The organism is Sphingomonas sp. Leaf21 (assembly GCF_916858675.1).
In the GTDB taxonomy this organism is placed as follows: domain Bacteria; phylum Pseudomonadota; class Alphaproteobacteria; order Sphingomonadales; family Sphingomonadaceae; genus Sphingomonas.
In genome coordinates this window covers 33,677-49,632 of sequence record NZ_CAKASM010000013.1, presented here as the reverse complement: position 1 = coordinate 49,632, position 15,956 = coordinate 33,677, and the positions used below count along the sequence as shown (strand labels likewise).

The window sequence follows — 15,956 nt, the reverse complement described above, 5'->3', positions numbered from 1 at the left end:
ATAAGGCAAAGCTTATGCAGGGGTTGAGTACCGCGCCCAGTAGCGCAAATCCCATCGGACGAATCCTGATCGCCACCATGGCGACGGGGTTCCTTGCGCTGCTGATCGCCGCGATCGCGGCGGCCCATGCCATTCGCCAGGACAATCGGCATAGCGACTGGGTCGTCCACACCTATCGCGTCGAGACCACGCTGATCGAAGCCCGGCGGCTCGCCGAACAGCAGGAGACCGCCCGGCGCGGTTACATGCTGGCGGGCACGCCGCCCTTTCTGGCGAGCTTCGACGCTGCGCATGACGCGCTGATCCCCCAACTCGCCGAGCTGCGGCGGCTGACCGCGGACAATCCGCGCCAACTGGCCCCGATGCGCGCGGTGATCCAGCGGCTCGCGGAGCTGGAGGTCGCGCAACGGACGACGAACCGACTGGTCCAGCAGGGGCGCGGTGCGGAGGCGTTGCGGCTGTTCCGCGTGGATAGCGGAATGCAGCGTATGCAGAAGCTGCGCCGCGTCTTCGATTCGATGGCGCGCGAGGAACGGCGGCTGCTCGCGCTGCGCGACGCCGAGCAGATGAAGAGCCGCCGGACCTTCTCGATCGTGCTGGGCGTCGCGGGCCTGTTGTTCGTGCTGGTCACGATCGTGTCCTTCCTGACCGTGCGCCGCTACACGCGCGATCTCCAGCAGTCGCGTCTCGCCCTGGCGGACCTCAACGCGACGCTGGAGGAACAGGTCAAGGAGCGTACCGCCGACCTCGCGCTCGCGAACGAGGAGATCCAGCGCTTCGCCTATATCGTCAGCCACGATCTGCGCTCGCCGCTGGTCAATGTGATGGGCTTCACCGCCGAGCTGTCGGCGGCGACCAAGCCGCTGTCCGAGCTGATCGACCGCGCCGAGGCAGAGGCGCCGCAGATCGTGTCCGAAGAGGCCCGGCTCGCCGCGCGCGAGGATCTGCCCGAGGCGATCGGCTTCATCCGCACCTCGACCGCCAAGATGGACCGGCTGATCAACGCCATCCTGAAGCTCAGCCGCGAGGGCCGACGGGTGCTCGCGCCCGAGATGATCGCGCTCGACCAGCTCGTCGAACAGATCAGCGACTCGATCCGGCACGTCATCGACGATCGCGGCGTCACCCTGACCATCGAACGTCCGATGCCGGTGATCGTCAGCGACCGGGTCGCGCTCGAGCAGATCCTGTCCAACCTGATCGAGAACGCGACCAAATATCGCCACCCGACCCGTGCCGCCGAAGTGCACGTCTCCGCCACCGAGGCCCATGCGCGCATCGTCGTCGCGATCCGCGACAATGGCCGGGGCATCGATCCGCGCGACCACCAGCGCATCTTCGACCTGTTCCGCCGTTCGGGTCAGCAGGACCAGCCGGGCGAAGGGATCGGGCTGGCCCATGTCCGCGCCCTCGCCTATCGTCTCGGCGGTACGATTTCCGTCGAATCCCAACTGGGTGAGGGCGCGACCTTCTTTTTGTCGCTCCCCGCCACCCTTTCCATCGAAGGCGCCTGAATGAACGACCATCGCTCCGTGGGCATCGTCATGATCGAGGACGATGAGGGCCATGCCCGCCTGATCGAGAAGAATATCCGGCGCGCGGGTATCCTGAACGATATCCGCCACTTCACGGACGGCACCACCGCGCTCGACTATCTGTTCCACGCACCCGACGGGCCCGCCAAGAGCGGCCCGGCGATGGTCCTGCTCGACCTCAACCTGCCCGACATGAGCGGCACCGACATCCTGGCGAAGATCAAGGAAGAGGGCAGCCCGCTTCGCCGCGCGCCCGTGGTCGTCCTGACGACCACCGACGACAAGGTGGAAATCCAGCGCTGCTACGATCTCGGCTGCAACGTCTATATCACCAAGCCGGTGAATTATGAGAATTTCGCCCAGGCGATCCGCCAGCTCGGCCTGTTCCTCTCGGTGATCCAGGTGCCCGAGGTGGAGGGCTGACCGCCCCACACGCGATGACGGACGGCCCGGCGCCCCATATCCTGTATATCGACGACGACGATGCCCTGCGTCGGCTGGTCGCGCGCGCGCTGGGGCGGCAGGGCTACGACGTGTCCTCGGCCGCGTCGGGAGCCGAGGGTGTCGCAATGGCGGCACAGGGCGGCTTCGATCTGGTCGCGGTCGACCATTATATGCCCGGCATGGACGGGCTGGAAACGCTCGCCGCGATCACCGCGCTGACCGATCCGCCGCCGGTCGTCTATGTCACGGGGTCGGACGAGGGGCGGATCGCCGTCGCCGCGCTGAAGGCCGGCGCCGCCGATTATGTCGTGAAGACGGTCGGCGAAGACTTTTTCGACCTGCTCTCCGCCAGCTTCGAGCAGGTGCTGGACCGCGCCCGGCTGGAACGCGCCAAGGCGGAGGCCGAGGCCGAACTCCGCGCCTCCAACGCGCGGCTGGAGGCGATGCTGAGCGAGGTCAATCACCGCGTCGCCAACTCGCTGCAACTCGTCTCGGCGATGATCGGGCTGCAAAAGGGCGTGCTGGCCGATGCCGAGGCGCGCGAGGCGCTGGAGGATACGCAGCGCCGCATCCGCGCGATCGCGCAGGTGCACCGGCGGCTCTATACCGCCAATGACGTCGAACTGGTCGACCTGCGCGACTATCTCTCCGCGCTGGTCGAGGAACTGGCCGAAAGCTGGTCGAGCGACGTGATGCCGCGCACCCTGACGCTTACCGCCGAGCCGATCCGGGTGAAGACCGACCGGGCGGTGTCGATCGGCGTGATCGTCACCGAACTGGTCACCAACGCGTGCAAATATGCCTATCCCGACGGCCGGGGCGAGGTGCGGATCATCGTGTCGCGCGACGGCGACCAATGCGTGCTGGCGGTCGAGGACGATGGCTGCGGCATGGCGGACGGACAGGCGCCGCAAGGAACCGGGCTGGGTGCCAAGCTGATCCGCGCGATGGCGCAGAGCCTGCAATCGGCGGTGGAATATGACCCGACGCATTCCGGGGTCCGGGCGGTGTTGCGGGTGCCGGTCTAGGACGGCCGCTCGTCGAAGACGAACCCGGTAGACTCCCCTCCCGCAAGCGGGAGGGGCTGGGGGGAGGGAAAGAGGTCTCACCGAGGTCAGCATTGGTGGCCCTTGCCCCTCCCCAACCCTTCCCCCTGCCGGGAGAGGGGCTTTACCTGCCCTTGAGGATCAGGGCTTGCGGAACTTGTACACGAACTGATCCGTCCGCCCGCGAATGGCGGGATCGAAGACATTCTTCGAATGATCGTCCGCCGGATTGCGCAGCACCCTGCTCTCGCCGACGAAGCGAAAGCCGACCGACTGGACCTGCCGCTTGACGGCATCCGGGTCGATCCGGTGCGTCGTGTTGGTATTGGCCAACCCCTTGCCCACCGTATCGGCGTGATCGATGATGACATAGGTGCCGCCCGACTTCAGCAGCTTGAACACCGCCTGGTCGAACGCGCGCAGCGCCGGTTCGCCCGCATTGTTGGCGACGTCGTGATAATTCTGGACGGTCCAGAACAGGTCGACCGGCTTGTCCGAAGCGGGCAGGTTCACCGCCTGCACCTGCGCGGTCACATTGGGCAGCTTCCAGCCCTGGATCGTGCCCAGCGACTTCTCGGCATATTTCTGTCCGGCGGCGGGCCAATAGGTATAGACATGGCCCTTGGGCCCCACCGCGCCGGAGAAGATTCGGGTCCAATATCCCTTGCCCGGCAGGTAATCGATCACCGTGTCGCCGGGCTTCACCCCCGAAAAGGCGAGAACGGCCGCCGCCTGGCGCCGTTCATCGTCGCCCGCCTGATCGGCGCGCGCCGGATCGGCCAGCGCGGCGGTGATATACGCCGGCACCTTGGCCGGAGCGGCAGGCTTTTGCTGCGCCACCGCGACGGTGGTGCCCGCCGCCAGCACCAGTCCCAGCGCGATCGCCTTCATACCTGCTCTCCTCGACTGATCCATTCCCCCGCCCCGCTCAGCCCGAACGGAGGGCAGGATGTTGGGCCTTACACGTCCAGATTCGCCACGTTCAGCGCGTTGTCCTGGATGAACTCGCGGCGCGGCTCGACGACTTCGCCCATCAACCGGCTGAACACCTCGTCCGCCGCCGCGACATCGTCCGAGGTCACGCGCAGCATCGAGCGGACGGCCGGGTCGAGCGTGGTTTCCCAAAGCTGCTCGGCATTCATCTCGCCCAGCCCCTTGTAGCGCTGGATCGCCAGCCCCTTGCGGCCCGCGGTCAGGATCGCCTCCAGCAACTGGCTCGGCCGCGCCACGCGGGTCTCGCCGCGCGCGAGCGTGGTGCTGTTGCCGTCCTCGTCGGTCGGCACGACATCCGCCGACGGCTCGGTCGCGGCGCTGCGCAGCGGCACCAGCTTGGCGGCGTGGGCGAAGCTCTCCGCCTGTTCGGCGGCCAGGCTGTGCAGCTTGCGCGCCTCGGCCGAGGCGATGAAGCTGGCCTCGACGATGTGGTGGTCGGTCACGCCGCGCCACAGTCGCTCGAAGTGAACGCCGCCATCCTCGGTCAGCCGGGCCGACCAGCGCGCCTCATGATCGCCCGATTCCAGCCGCCGCGTGGTTTCGACCACCGTCGCCATGCGCTGCTCGCGGGTCAGTACGGGATCGAGCGCGCCCGCCAGCGCCAGCACCTCGATGATCGACGCATCGTAGCGGCGGGGAACGTAACGCATGAGGGTACGCATCCGCCGCGCATGATCGACCAGCCCCTTCAGGTCGTTGCCCGAGCGCGCGCCGCCCGGCCCTTCCAGCACCATGGTCGAAACACCCGCCTCGACCAGATATTCGTCGAGCGCGCTGTCGTCCTTCAGATACACTTCCGACCGCCCCTTGGTCGCCTTGTAGAGCGGCGGCTGGGCGATATACAGGTGCCCGCGCTCGATCAGCTCGGGCATCTGGCGATAGAAGAAGGTCAGCAGCAGCGTGCGGATATGCGCGCCGTCGACGTCCGCGTCGGTCATGATGACGATCTTGTGGTAGCGCAGCTTGTCCGCGTTGAAATCGTCGCGGCCGATACCGGTGCCCATCGCCTGGATCAGCGTACCGATTTCCTTGGACGAGATCATGCGGTCGAACCGCGCGCGCTCGGTATTCAGGATCTTGCCGCGCAGGGGCAGGATCGCCTGGAAATGGCGGTTGCGCCCCTGCTTGGCCGAACCACCGGCCGAGTCGCCCTCGACCAGGAAGAGTTCGGACTTGGCGGGATCGCGCTCCTGGCAATCGGCCAGCTTGCCGGGCAGCGAGGCGATGTCCATCACGCCCTTGCGCCGGGTCAACTCGCGCGCGCGCTTGGCGGCCTCGCGCGCGGCGGCCGCGTCGATGATCTTGGCGACGATCGCACGGGCGTTCTGCGGATTTTCCTCCAGCCAGTCGGCCAGCTTGTCGGCGATCAGCGATTCCAGCGGCTGGCGCACCTCGGACGAGACCAGCTTGTCCTTGGTCTGGCTGCTGAACTTCGGATCGGGCAGCTTGACCGAGACGATCGCGGTCAGGCCTTCGCGCATGTCGTCGCCGGTCAGCGTGACCTTCTCCTTCTTGAGAAGGCCCGACTTGTCGGCATAATTGTTGAGCGTGCGGGTCAGCGCGGCGCGGAAGGCGGCGATATGGGTGCCGCCGTCACGCTGCGGGATGTTGTTGGTGAACGCCAGGACGTTCTCGTAATAGCTGTCGTTCCACTCCAGCGCGACGTCCATGCCGATCGCATCGCGCTGTCCGTGGATGGCGATGGGTTCGGGGAAGAGCGGCGACTTGGAGCGGTCCAGCCACTTCACGAAGGCGGCGATCCCGCCCTCGTAATACAGCTCGACCGTCTTGGGCTCTTCGTGCCGCGCATCGGTCAGGAACAGGCGGACGCCCGAGTTCAGGAACGCCAGCTCGCGATAGCGATGCTCCAGCTTGTCGAAGTCGAACTCGGTGATCTTGAAGGTCGCCGGACTCGGCAGGAAGGTCACGCGCGTGCCCTTCTGCCCCGGTTCGGCCTTGCCGACGACCTTGAGCGGGGCGACCGCGTCGCCGTGGGCGAAGCGCATATAATGCTCCTCGCCGTCGCGCCAGATGGTCAGGTCGAGGAACTCGGACAGCGCGTTCACCACCGACACGCCGACGCCGTGCAGGCCGCCCGACACCTTGTACGCGTTGTCGTCCGACGTGTTCTCGAACTTGCCGCCCGCATGGAGCTGGGTCATGATGACCTCGGCCGCCGAGACGCCCTCTTCGGGGTGGATGCCGGTCGGGATGCCGCGACCATTGTCGGTCACGCTGACCGAGCCATCGGCGTTCAGCTGGATGTCGATGCGGTCGCAATGCCCCGCCAGCGCTTCGTCGATCGCATTGTCGCTGACCTCGAACACCATGTGGTGCAGGCCCGAACCGTCGTCGGTGTCGCCGATATACATGCCCGGCCGCTTGCGCACCGCGTCGAGGCCCTTCAGCACCTTGATCGAGGAGGCGCCGTACTCATTCGTCTGGGGGGTATCTGCCATAGCGAGTATATAGGAATTCCGGCCCCCTAAAGGAAGCAAAATGGGAGGGCGCGCGGCCGCACCGGCGACGGCGCGGGCTGACGCCGATGTCATGATCCGGTCGGGAGCCCGAGAGGCGCCAGCGCGTATTCCCCACCGCCCCTGGCATGGGAGATAGGCGATGACCGGCAAAGCGATGTTTCTCACGACCCTGCTGGCGATGCTGGCGAGCGCACCCGCCTCCGCGCAAGGATCGAGGCGGGATTATCCGAGCTGCGACCTGACGACACAACGCGCGTTGAAGGGGCAGATGGGCGGCCCCACGCGCGATCCCCGACAGGCGCATATCGCGATGCGCGCCGATATCCTGCAGGCCGATATCGGCAACGCCCGCAAGGCCCGCCGCCTGTCACAGGCCGAGACGCAAAAGCTGTGGAACACGGTGGCGCGCATCCGCCGAGACGCGGACCGCTTCGTGAGGAAACAGGGCTTCCTCAGCGCGGGGGAGACGGCGAGCTATGACCGGGCGCTGGATATGGTCGCAGCGCGGATGTGCCGCCAGGCTGGGGTTTTCCAGGCGCGATCTCGGTGAGACCCCTTCCCTCCCCCCAACCCCCTCCCGCCTGCGGGAGGGGGAGAGGCTCACCCCCCCAAGCACGCCCCTCCCGCCTGTGGGAGGGTGAAGAGCTCACCCCAGGCACGCCCCTCCCGCACGCGGGAGGGGATGGGGGAGGGCCTGGCCACGAGCGGGATGCTCGATGAGACGTCACGCCGTCCCCCTCCCGCAAGCGGAAGGGGGGCCAACTAAAACGCCAGCCGCGTCGCCTCGCCCGGCACGTCGGTGAACAGCGCAGGCTCGGTCCCCGTCATCCACACCTGCCCCCGCCCCGCCAGCCGCTCGAACAGCGCGGCGCGGCGGGAGGGGTCGAGATGCGCGGCCACCTCGTCCAGCAGCAGCACCGGCGCCACGCCGCGCCGCTCCGTCACCAGATCGGCATGGGCCAGCACGATGCCCAGCAGCAACGCCTTTTGCTCGCCGGTCGAACAGAGCGCCGCCGCCTGCCCCTTGGCGACATGGGTGACGATCAGGTCGGCGCGATGCGGTCCGACCAGCGTCCGCCCCGCCGCCGCATCGCGCCGCCGCCCCATCGCCAGCGCATGCGCGAAGGCGGGCGGGTCCACCGCCTCTCCTTCCAGCGCCAGCGACGCACGCGCGAAGACGCTGTCGGGCACGTCCGCCAGCCGCTGGTCGAGCGCCGCGACGCCTGCGACCCGCGCGGCATCGACCGCCGCGCCATGCTCGACCATCCGGGCCTCCAGCGCGGTCAGCCAGTCGGGATCGACCGGCCCATCGCTCGCCAACAACCGGTTCCGCTCGCGCATCGCGGCATCATAGCGGGTCGCGTGCATCCCATGGGCCGGGGCCAGCGCCAGCACCAACCGGTCGAGAAAGCGCCGCCGCTCCGACGCTGGCTCGACGAACAGCCGGTCCATCGCCGGGGTGAGCCACAGCACCGACAGCCAGTCGGCGAGCGCATTGGCGCTCGTGGCCGCCCCCTGAACCCGCACCACGCGGCGCTCGGGCGCCGAAGGCAGCGCGCCGGTCGCGATCTCGACATCGCCGTCGATCGTCGCCGCGACCCCGAACCCGCCCTTGCCGCCCTGCCGCGCCATCGCCGACAGCGCGGCACGGCGAAGCCCCCGGCCGGGGGCTAGCAGCGACACCGCCTCCAGCACGTTGGTCTTGCCCGCGCCATTCTCGCCGGTCAGCACGACGAACCCCGCGCTGGGCAGGAGCGCAAGATCGGCATGGTTGCGGAAATCGGTAAGGATCAGGCGGGTGAGCATTACATCCGCCTTAGAGCATCCTCCCCGGCACGGGGAGGGGGACCACCGCGAAGCGGTGGTGGAGGGGGATGGCCGCTAGGCATGTCCTTTGCGGAAGCCCCCCTCCGTCAGGCCTTCGGCCTGCCACCTCCCCGTACCGGGGAGGATTACATCAGACCCGCATCGGCATCAGAACGTACAGCGCGGGCGCCTTGTCGTTCTCGCGGATGAGGGTCGGCGCCGCGGCATCGGCGAGGTGGACTTCCACCAGGTCGCTGTCGATCTGCGCCAGGATGTCGAGCAGATAGCGGCTGTTGAACCCGATCTCGAAGCCGAGCGACGTATATTCGCCGGGGACCTCTTCCGACGCGGTGCCGTTTTCCGGGCTGCTGACCGACAGGGTGATCCTGTCGCGGTCGAGCGCCATCTTGACCGCGCGGGTCTTCTCGGTCGCGATGGTCGACACGCGATCGACGCCCTGCATGAACGCCTTGGGGTCCAGCTTCAGGATCTTGTCGTTCGCGGTCGGGATGACGCGGCTGTAATCGGGGAAGGTGCCGTCGATCAGCTTCGACGTCAGGATCGCCTGGCCCAGGTCGAAGCGGATCTTGGTGCCCGACAGCGACACGCCGACCGAACCGTCCACCTCGTCGAGCAGCTTGCGCAGCTCGGCCACGCACTTACGCGGCACGATCACGTCGGGCATCCCCTCGGCACCGCTGGGGCGTTCGATCGTGACGCGCGCCAGGCGGTGGCCGTCGGTCGCGGCGGCCTTCAGCACGGGCGCGCCATTTTCCTCGGCGACGTGCAGGAAGATGCCGTTCAGATAATAGCGCGTCTCTTCGGTCGAGATGGCGAAGCGCGTCTTGTCGATGATCTGCTTGAGCAGTTCCACCGGCAGCTCGAACTGGGTCGGCAGCTCGCCCTCGGCGATCACCGGGAAGTCGTCGCGCGGCAGCGTGCCGAGCGAGAAGCGCGCGCGCCCGGCGACGATCGTCATCCGCCCCTCGGCGGCGGTCAGCTGGACCTGCGCGCCCTCGGGCAGCTTGCGCGCGATGTCGAACAGGGTGTGCGCCGACACGGTGGTCGAACCCGGCTGGTCGACCGCGGCCATCACGCTGTCGTTGATCTGCAAGTCCAGATCGGTCGCCATCATCCGCAACTGGCCCTCGGCCGTCGCCTCCAGCAGCACGTTGGACAGGATCGGAATCGTGTTCCGCCGCTCCACCACCGACTGGACATGGCTCAAACCCTTGAGCAGCGTTGCGCGTTCGATCGTCGCCTTCATTTCCTGATCCCCCGCCGGAACGACCGCATGGTCCGAGTCCGCTAGTGATAAATGGCCTTGGTTCCTACCCGCCAAGAAGGGGCCGAAGCAAGGCTTCGACCCCTCCATCACTGGTAGTAAAACCACCGTTAATGTGGAAAAGAATTCCGGCTCAGAAACGCAGGCCCAGCCCGGCGAGCAACTGATGCCGGTTCGGGTTGATGCCGACGCCATCGAGTTCGTCATAGTGCGAATAACGATATTCGCCCTTTACGAAGGTGTTGGGGCTGATCGCATATTCCAGACCCGCACCCAGGCGATAGCCGCCGACTTCCTGGTCGTTCGAGTTGGTGACGCCCGCCGTGGTATAGCGCGCATCGAACTTGGCGTTGGTGTAGCCCGCCTTCAGATAGGCCATCGCGACCGGCGAGATGACATAGCCGACGCGCGCACCGGCATAGAGGTCACGGCCAGCCTTGAGGCGGAATTCGTCGCCGGGCACGCGGATACCGTTGCTGCGCGTGTCGGCGCTGGAGCCGGTGATCTCGCCTTCGGCACCGACGATGACCGGGCCCATCGGAATGTCGTATCCGATACCCGCGCCGTAGAGCACGCCGTCGCTCGAACTGCCGTCCTGGCCCTGGCGGTCGTTGAGGCTGTCATAGCCGATCAGGCCCTCGACGCGGAAACCCGTGAAGGGCTGGCCCGTGGTCGTCTGGGCGGCGGCGGGGGCCGCGGCGGCGAGAGCGGCCGAGGTCGCCAGGGCGGCGAGCATGAGCTTACGCATAAACTACTCCGTTACTGTACAGGCCGCCGTTACGTTGGCGGTCAGGGGCTCAATGGCGGGAAAGCCCGGCCGTTGCATGAACCTCAGCTAAACAGGAAAAAGCGTTGCATCCGGGCAACAGCCGCGACAGGGTCCGCCCATGCCGACGCCCGATACCCTGCCCCCGCGCATCGCAAATCCGCGTCGGGGCCGCGACTTCATCGCCCGGCATGGCGAGACCGTGTTCAACCGGATCGGCCGGATCCAGGGGAATCGGGCCGAGCTTCACACGCCGCTGACCCGGCGCGGCTTCGCGCAGGCCGAGGCGCTGGGACAGATTCTGCGCGACGGGCTCGGCGCGGCGCCAGCGCTGACCCTGTGGTCGTCCCCCACCGGTCGGGCGCTCCAGACACTGGCGGTGATCGCCGAGCATCTGGGGCTCGACTGGCATGCCACGCATCAGGACATGCGGCTGATCGAACTGGGCTTCGGAAGCTGGGGCGGGCGGGATTTCGCCGAGCTTGCCGCGATTCATGGCCCGATCGTCCACCCGCACGGCATGGCGGTCGGCGCGCCAGATGGCGAAGGCTATGCGGCGATGGCCGGGCGATTGGCCGCGTGGCTGGCGGATACGCATGACCATGACGGCGACCGGCTGATCCTGATGCATGGCCTGTCGAGCCGGGTGTTGCGCGGGCTGATGCTGGGGCTGGCGGACGATGCGCTGTGCGGCGTGCCGGTCGCTGAACGCCTGCCGCAGGGGTCGATCGTGATGATCGAGGGCGGATGCGAGACGCTGGTCCACCGGGCGGTCGCGTGAGGCGGCGGCTCTCGCTGTTGCTGGCGCTCATGGCCGCGCCCGTGATCGCGCGTGAGTCGATCGGCATCTACAAGGGCTGGGGCGCGTTCCGCGATCCCGATCGCTGCTACGCCATCGCCAGGCCGGTGCTCGCGAACGGACGCCCGGACGGGTTCGCCACCGTCGGCACCTGGCCCGCGCGCCGCCTGCGCGAATCCTTCCATCTGCACCTCAGTATCGCCCGCGACCGTGCCGCGCCGGTGACGCTGGCGATCGGCGAGCGCCGCTTTCCGCTGGTGGGGGGCGACCGCGATGTATGGGCGCCCGATGCCGCGACCGACCATGCGCTGGTCGCCGCGATGCGCTCGGGCCGGAGCATGAGCGTCTCGGCCGTCGACACCCGTCGCCGCCCCTTCGCCGACACCTATGCGCTTGCGGGCGCGGCGGCGGCGATCGATGCGGCGACCCTGGCGTGTGTCGGCTGACCTGCCACCTCCCCGTACCGGGGAGGATGAATCGCCGCTGTGGAAATCCTCGCGATTTTACGCTATGGGCGCCCCATGCAGACAGTATCGGCCGCCCCCATGCCCATCCCCGGGCACATCGATCCCGTGCCCGTGCCGCGCGGTGTCCAGCCGCGCCCCGATGGGCGTGTCGACCTGATCGGCCTGACCAAGGACCAGTTGCGCGAGGCGCTGCTGTCCGCGGGCATGGAAGTGAAGCAGGCCAAGCTGCGCTCCAAGCAGATCTGGCACTGGCTCTACAATCGCGGCGCCACGCGCTTCGCCGACATGACCGACATCGCCAAGGCGCAGCATCCCTGGCTGGAGGAACGCTTCGTCATCGGCCGTCCCGACGTGGTCGAGGCGCAGGTGTCCAGCGACGGCACGCGCAAATGGCTGCTCCGCTCGCCCGACGGCCAGGATTACGAGATGGTCTTCATTCCCGATGCCGATCGGGGGACGTTGTGCGTGTCGAGCCAGGTGGGCTGCACGCTCAACTGCCGCTTCTGCCATACCGGTACGATGCGACTCGTCCGCAACCTGACCGCGGGCGAGATCGTCGGGCAGGTCATGCTGGCGCGCGATTCGCTCGGCGAATGGCCCAGCCAGCCCGAGGGGCGGATGCTGACCAACATCGTCATGATGGGCATGGGCGAGCCGCTCTATAACTTCGATGCGGTGCGCGACGCGCTGAAGCTGGTGATGGACGGCGACGGCCTGGCCTTGTCCAAGCGGCGCATCACCCTGTCGACCAGCGGTGTCGTCCCGATGATGGCGCGCGCGGGCGCGGAGATCGGGGTGAACCTGGCGGTCTCGCTCCACGCCGTGACCAAGGACGTGCGTGACGAGCTGGTCCCGCTCAACAAGAAATACGGCATCGAAGAACTGCTTCAGGCGTGCGCGGACTATCCGGGTGCCAATAATGCCCGGCGCATCACCTTCGAATATGTGATGCTGAAGGACAAGAACGACTCGGACGCCGATGCGCACGAGCTGGTCCGGCTGCTGCGCCAGTACGACCTGCCCGCCAAGGTGAACCTGATCCCGTTCAACCCCTGGCCCGGCGCGGATTACGAATGCTCGACGCCGGAGCGGATCCGCCGCTTCTCCGATATCGTGTTCGAGGGCGGCATCTCCGCGCCGGTCCGCACCCCGCGCGGGCGCGACATCGATGCGGCCTGCGGTCAATTGAAGACGGCGGCCGAGAAGAGGAGCCGGGCGCAGTTGGACCGCGAGGCGGAAGAAAAGTTCGCGGCCCTGGGGTGAAGCCCCTCCACCACCGGGCTGACGCCCGGCGGTCCCCCTCCCCATCGGAGATGGGGAGGATTTGAGCGGCACCCTATTCCTCCCCATCTCCGATGGGGAGGGGGACCATCCGAAGGATGGTGGAGGGGCAAGCCCGTCCCCCTGAGGCACGGAACCCCCGATGATCGACTGGCCCTTCCTCGCCCTCGCCGCCGCCGGCGGATTCCTCGGCGGCGCGATGAACGCGCTGGCGGGCGGGGGCAGTTTCTCGACCATGCCGACGCTGATCGCGCTCGGCCTGCCCTCGACCATCGCCAACGCCACCTCCAACGTCGCGCTCCAGCCCGCGGCGATGGCGAGCGCCTTCGCCTATCGCCACGGCCTGGAGCCGGTGATGGGGGTGACGATGCGACGCATGGCCGCGCTGACCTTCGTCTTCGCCCTGCTGGGCAGCATCCTGCTGTTCCTGACCCCGCCGCGTGCATTCGACCTTATCGTGCCCTGGCTGCTGCTGACCGCGACGCTGGCGATCGCGGGCGGGCGGCGTGCGTCGGACTGGCTCGCACGGATCGCGACCCCGGGCCCGCGCGCGCTGATGGGAGCGCAGGCGGTGCTGGGCATCTATGGCGGCTATTTCGGCGGCGGCATCGGCATGATGCTGACCGCCGCCTGGGGTCTGTTGTCGGGGCGCGACCCCGCGCAGCTCGCCGCGCCGCGCACCCTGATGCTGGCGACCGCCAATGCGGCGGCGACGCTCGTCTTCATCCTGACCGGCATGGTCGCCTGGGCGCAGTGCCTGCCGATGCTGGCGGGCGGCGTGCTGGGCGGGTGGAGCGGCGCGCTGATCGGCCGCAAGCTTCCCGCCGGGCTGATCCGGGGCTGGACGCTGATGCTGACGACGGTGACGACGGCGGTGTTCTTCTGGCGGGGCTATATGTAACGAGGCGGTCCGACCGCGGCCGAACGGCCGCTATCCCGGCCGCCGCATCTCGAAACGCGCGGCCTCGGTCACCTCGAAATAGTCGACCGGCCCGCCGCCCCGCAGGATCGGGCGGGCGCGGGCGGTCTGATAGATGCCGTCCTCGATCATCGCGGCGTCGATATGGATGCCGACCGCCTCGCCGATGACCAGCCACTGATCGAGCGCGCGGCCCTCCTTGGTCTCCAGCCGGATCAACTGGGTCAGGCGACATTCGAACGAGACCGGACTGTCGGCGACTCGCGGTGCGGGGACCAGCCGCCCGTCCTCGGCGGTCATTCCGGACAGCGCGAACTCGTCGACCTCCGCCGCCACCCCGGCGGCGCTGGCGTTCATCGCTTCGGCAAGCGCGACCGTGGCGAGGTTCCAGGTGAAGACCTTGGTCTCGGCGATATTGGCGACCGAGTCCTTCCACCCCTGCGACGAAAAGCCGATCAGCGGTGGGCGGTAGTTGAAGACGTTGAAAAAGCTGTAAGGTGCCAGATTGTTGACGCCCTTCGCCGACCGGCTGCCGATCCAGCCGATCGGCCGGGGCGCGACGATCGCGTTCAAGGGATCATGCGCCAGGCCATGGCCGTTGACGGGTTCGTAGAAGTGCCAGTTCTGGATCATGCCGTGGATCACCGAAAGGGAGAATGGATGGAAGCGCCAACGCCGCAGGAGCCGCAAAGACCCCCGGCGGCGACGGTCATTCGCCGCCATGGACTGGTGACGCGGGTCTGGCACTGGGTCAATGCGGTCGCGGTGCTGATCCTGCTCGGCTCGGGGCTGGGCATCTCCAACGCGCATCCCCGGCTCTATTGGGGACGCTATGGCGCCAATTTCGACCCGGCCTGGTTGAACCTGCCGCATTTCCCGAGCTGGATCACGATACCCGCGCAGTATAATCTCGCCATCTCGCGACGCTGGCACCTGTTCTTCGCGCTGGTGCTGGGCTTCGGGCTGCTCGTCCATATGATCGGCGGGCTGGTCACGCGGCATTTCCAGCGCGACCTGCGCATCCGGGGACGCGAGCTGCGCCCCGCCGCCATGTGGGCGGATGCCCGGCGACATCTGGCGTTCCGCTTCCATGACGAACGGGATCCGCGTCGTTACAACCTGTTCCAGAAGCTGAGTTACGTGCTCGTGCTGTTCGTCGCGCTGCCGCTCGCCATCCTGACCGGCATCGCGCTGTCGCCGGGCATGAACGCGGCCTGGCCCTGGGTGCTGGAACTGCTGGGCGGGCGGCAGTCGGCGCGATCGATCCATTTCATCACCGCCACCCTGCTGACGCTGTTCATTATCGTCCATCTGGTGCTGGTGATCCTGGCTGGCCCGCTCAACGAAATGCGATCGATGATCACCGGCCGCTGGAGGGTTCCCGAATGATCCGACGTCGTACCATCCTGACCGGCGGGGCCGGGCTGCTCCTGACCGGGTGTGACAGGATCATCGAGCAGCCGACCGCGCGCAAGATCCTGTTCGCGGGCGAGGATATGCAAAAAGGGCTGCAACGCGCGCTGATGGACCGGGGCGCGCTGGCGCCCGAATATCGACGCGACCAGATGTCGCCTTATTTCCGCACCAACGGCACCCGCAATCCCGGCACCCCCGAATATGCCGCGATGCTCGCCAATCGGTTCGAGGACTGGCGGCTGAACGTCGGCGGGCTGGTCGGCAAGCCGCTGTCGCTGTCGCTGCGGCAGATCGGCGAGTTCCCCGCGCGCCGCCAGATCACCCGCCACGACTGTGTCGAGGGGTGGAGCGCGATCGGCGAATGGATGGGGCCGATGCTGGGCAACATCCTGAAGGCCGCCGATATCAGCACCGCTGCGCGCTATATCGTCTTCACCTGCGCCGACCTGTACGGGGGCCAGCCCTATTACGAGTCGCTCGACCTGATCGACGCCTTCCACCCGCAGACGATCCTGGCCTGGGGCATGAACGGGCGGATGCTCGACGTCGGGCACGGCGCTCCCCTGCGGCTCCGGGTTGAGCGGCAGCTCGGTTACAAGCACGCCAAATATCTGATGCGCATCGATGCGGTCGCAAGCCTGTCCAACATAGGTTTAGGCAAGGGGGGATACTGGGAAGACCATGTCGATTATGACTGGTATGCCGGGATTTAAGGCACT

General features: G+C 67.5%; 16 protein-coding genes. 10 read left to right on the top strand and 6 right to left on the bottom strand.

The genetic code is table 11. From position 1 onward, the window contains the following. Nucleotides 1–77: 77 nt before the first annotated feature. From LRP66_RS11565 to LRP66_RS11555, 3 genes are read left to right on the top strand one after another with little or no spacing between them, the layout of a single operon-like run. Nucleotides 78–1,514, top strand: coding sequence for a sensor histidine kinase (locus LRP66_RS11565; protein ID WP_329959268.1), 1,437 nt, complete (start codon nucleotides 78–80; stop codon nucleotides 1,512–1,514). Further along, on the top strand, nucleotides 1,515–1,958 hold the full coding sequence (locus LRP66_RS11560) for a response regulator (protein ID WP_230482748.1): 444 nt from the start codon (nucleotides 1,515–1,517) through the stop codon (nucleotides 1,956–1,958). A 14-nt stretch (nucleotides 1,959–1,972) separates the two neighbouring features. Next, nucleotides 1,973–3,007, top strand: coding sequence for a sensor histidine kinase (locus tag LRP66_RS11555; RefSeq protein WP_230482747.1), 1,035 nt, complete (start codon nucleotides 1,973–1,975; stop codon nucleotides 3,005–3,007). 159 nt (nucleotides 3,008–3,166) lie between these two features. Here the strand turns inward: LRP66_RS11555 and LRP66_RS11550 are convergent, their stop codons facing one another. Both LRP66_RS11550 and gyrB read right to left on the bottom strand, forming a co-directional pair. Then, entirely contained in the window at nucleotides 3,167–3,916 is a 750-nt protein-coding gene (locus LRP66_RS11550) for a class I SAM-dependent methyltransferase (protein ID WP_230482746.1), read from the bottom strand. Between the two features lie 68 nt (nucleotides 3,917–3,984). Next, complete coding sequence (gene gyrB / locus LRP66_RS11545) at nucleotides 3,985–6,477, bottom strand: DNA topoisomerase (ATP-hydrolyzing) subunit B (RefSeq protein WP_230482745.1); 2,493 nt, start codon at nucleotides 6,475–6,477, stop codon at nucleotides 3,985–3,987. Nucleotides 6,478–6,637: 160 nt separating this feature from the next. On the opposite strand from gyrB, the gene LRP66_RS11540 reads away from it, so the two are divergent. Further along, nucleotides 6,638–7,048 carry a hypothetical protein gene (locus LRP66_RS11540; protein ID WP_230482744.1) on the top strand — a complete coding sequence of 137 codons (411 nt, stop codon included), beginning with the start codon at nucleotides 6,638–6,640 and terminating at the stop codon, nucleotides 7,046–7,048. A gap of 212 nt (nucleotides 7,049–7,260) precedes the next feature. Here LRP66_RS11540 and recF read toward each other — a convergent pair whose 3' ends face one another. From recF to LRP66_RS11525, 3 genes are all read right to left on the bottom strand, one after another. Then, a complete protein-coding gene (gene recF / locus LRP66_RS11535; protein ID WP_230482743.1) occupies nucleotides 7,261–8,304 on the bottom strand; it encodes a DNA replication/repair protein RecF in 1,044 nt (347 codons plus the stop codon). Between the two features lie 151 nt (nucleotides 8,305–8,455). After that, nucleotides 8,456–9,571, bottom strand: coding sequence for a DNA polymerase III subunit beta (gene dnaN / locus LRP66_RS11530; RefSeq protein ID WP_230482742.1), 1,116 nt, complete (start codon nucleotides 9,569–9,571; stop codon nucleotides 8,456–8,458). 151 nt (nucleotides 9,572–9,722) lie between these two features. Further along, entirely contained in the window at nucleotides 9,723–10,337 is a 615-nt protein-coding gene (locus LRP66_RS11525) for an outer membrane protein (RefSeq protein WP_230482741.1), read from the bottom strand. Nucleotides 10,338–10,476: 139 nt separating this feature from the next. Between LRP66_RS11525 and LRP66_RS11520 the strand changes: the two genes are divergently transcribed. From LRP66_RS11520 to LRP66_RS11505, 4 genes are all read left to right on the top strand, one after another. Beyond that, entirely contained in the window at nucleotides 10,477–11,136 is a 660-nt protein-coding gene (locus tag LRP66_RS11520; RefSeq protein ID WP_230482740.1) for a histidine phosphatase family protein, read from the top strand. Next, on the top strand, nucleotides 11,103–11,600 hold the full coding sequence (locus LRP66_RS11515) for an invasion associated locus B family protein (RefSeq protein ID WP_443026693.1): 498 nt from the start codon (nucleotides 11,103–11,105) through the stop codon (nucleotides 11,598–11,600). The genes LRP66_RS11520 and LRP66_RS11515 overlap by 34 nt, the downstream gene beginning before the upstream one ends. A 75-nt stretch (nucleotides 11,601–11,675) precedes the next feature. Next, nucleotides 11,676–12,884 carry a 23S rRNA (adenine(2503)-C(2))-methyltransferase RlmN gene (gene rlmN, locus LRP66_RS11510; RefSeq protein WP_230482738.1) on the top strand — a complete coding sequence of 403 codons (1,209 nt, stop codon included), beginning with the start codon at nucleotides 11,676–11,678 and terminating at the stop codon, nucleotides 12,882–12,884. 160 nt (nucleotides 12,885–13,044) lie between these two features. Then, the gene (locus LRP66_RS11505) at nucleotides 13,045–13,803 is read left to right on the top strand and encodes a sulfite exporter TauE/SafE family protein (RefSeq protein ID WP_230482737.1); all 759 of its coding nucleotides are present in this window, start codon (nucleotides 13,045–13,047) and stop codon (nucleotides 13,801–13,803) included. Nucleotides 13,804–13,833: 30 nt separating this feature from the next. On the opposite strand, the gene LRP66_RS11500 is transcribed toward LRP66_RS11505, so the two are convergent. Next, nucleotides 13,834–14,454 carry a flavin reductase family protein gene (locus LRP66_RS11500; protein WP_230482736.1) on the bottom strand — a complete coding sequence of 207 codons (621 nt, stop codon included), beginning with the start codon at nucleotides 14,452–14,454 and terminating at the stop codon, nucleotides 13,834–13,836. Between the two features lie 27 nt (nucleotides 14,455–14,481). On the opposite strand from LRP66_RS11500, the gene LRP66_RS11495 reads away from it, so the two are divergent. Both LRP66_RS11495 and LRP66_RS11490 read left to right on the top strand, forming a co-directional pair. Beyond that, entirely contained in the window at nucleotides 14,482–15,210 is a 729-nt protein-coding gene (locus LRP66_RS11495; protein ID WP_230482735.1) for a cytochrome b/b6 domain-containing protein, read from the top strand. Continuing rightward, a complete protein-coding gene (locus tag LRP66_RS11490) occupies nucleotides 15,207–15,950 on the top strand; it encodes a molybdopterin-dependent oxidoreductase (RefSeq protein ID WP_230482734.1) in 744 nt (247 codons plus the stop codon). The genes LRP66_RS11495 and LRP66_RS11490 overlap by 4 nt, the downstream gene beginning before the upstream one ends. Nucleotides 15,951–15,956 lie beyond the last annotated feature (6 nt).